Below are 1,655 nucleotides of genomic sequence, written 5' to 3'. Positions count from 1 at the left end.
AGCAACCGGTAAATATGTCAAGCAGTAAAGAATAAAAAAAATATCACGAAAACGGTTGTTTAGGTGATAAGAGGACATGATTAAAAAAGGTTGAATGGATTAGAAAGAGATTTAAATGTTACTGATAAAGTCTATTGGTACTCAACAAACCATAGATAAGACGAATCAGTTTTCTAGCAGTAAGGGCGAGGGCACGTTTGTGTTGATGCGTGGTGACTTCATCAAATTTCTTTTGGTAGTAGTCACGATATTCAGGGATGAATTGACGAGCCATATTGGCAGCCTGAATAATGAAATAACGAAGATACTTGTTACCTGTTTTAGTCATTTGAGTATCTTCAGCTTCAAACTTACCAGACTGGGTTTTACGCCAAGTAATACCGGCGTATTTAGCCAAAGCATCATCAGATTCAAATTGATTGATATCGGCGATTTCAGCTAAGATACCGGCAGCGAACACCTTACCAATACCTGGAATCGATATGAGAACATCGTAATGAATTTGGTTAAAACCAGCGACTTGACGAATGATGGCCTTATCGATTTCTCTGATTTCAGCTTCGTAACAGCTAATGACATTGATGGAAGAAGCGAGCGAAAGATTGATCGGATCATAGGCAGTTTTATCGAGACGATAAGAAGCTCTAGCAGCAGCCTTAATCTTGGTAGCGACGGCTTCTGAATCTGAGAATCTGTTCTTACTGGATTTGATGATAAAAGCCGTCAAATCTTCAAGTGAAGATCGAATGATATCATCGGTTGTATGATATTCAAGGAGTAGCTCAACAGCGGTTTTACCGAAGTTATCAGTAAACAAGGATTCAAACTCAGAAAACTTCAAAAAGACGTTATTAAGGGCATAAGTCTTCTCAGTTGAAAGCAGTTCAGCGATGTGAAGACGATGTCTAGTAAGCCTTTCAAGGGCTAAACGTTGAGCCCCTTTAAAAGGGGTTAAACCATCGGTTCTACCCACTCTAGCGATATCCGCTAAAACGAACGCATCTTTAGGATCAGTCTTGTCCATATCCGAGAAACTTCGTCGATAGTTTTTGGATATTTTAGGATTGATGATAAATACTCGAGAGTCATAAATCGAAAGATACTTGGAGTTGGATAAATAGGTCGCTAGATGAGCAGAGTATACCCCTGTGGATTCTAAAACGACAATGATTTTAGATAGACGGTGCTTCATGAGCAAGTCACACAATTTGGATTCAATGATGGTAGCACCATCTTGAGTGTTTGGAATATTGGTCGAGAGTAACTTATCACGATTTAGGTTCATCGCGTAAACGTGATTTGAAGACTTTGAGACATCAATTCCAACGAATAAAGTAAGATTCAAAATAAAACCTTCTTTCAAGGATTAGATATAAGTTGAAGTCCTAGCCTTGAGAGACAACTGCAGCCTCGCCAAATAAGAAATCACCCATGAAAATAATGTTGAGTTAGTCGATGGGTGTAACAACAACCGGTGAGCAGATAAGCCAATCAAGCAGGATCGCACGCTTAATAAGCACCACGATGTGCAAGGAGCGATAGCGGATTCTTCAGGTTATATCTTGACTTGATTATAACACTAGGACTTCAATCTTATAAATAACAATATGTAGCTGGGCCTGATCCCAAATCTACACTACATATTATACGAGGAG

The 1,655-nt window shown here is 39.1% G+C and carries 1 protein-coding gene; it reads right to left on the bottom strand.

The annotated features are described in order from the left end of the window. Positions 1-118: 118 nt before the first annotated feature. Positions 119-1,345 carry an IS110 family RNA-guided transposase gene (locus tag N7548_RS08805; RefSeq protein WP_263609105.1) on the bottom strand — a complete coding sequence of 409 codons (1,227 nt, stop codon included), beginning with the start codon at positions 1,343-1,345 and terminating at the stop codon, positions 119-121. Between the last annotated feature and the right edge of the window lie 310 nt (positions 1,346-1,655).

This window comes from Paracholeplasma manati (genome assembly GCF_025742995.1).
Classification (GTDB): Bacteria; Bacillota_I; Bacilli_A; order Acholeplasmatales; family UBA5453; genus Paracholeplasma; species Paracholeplasma manati.
Note: the sequence above shows the minus strand (reverse complement) of the source record. Positions and strands in the feature narration are given on the sequence as shown.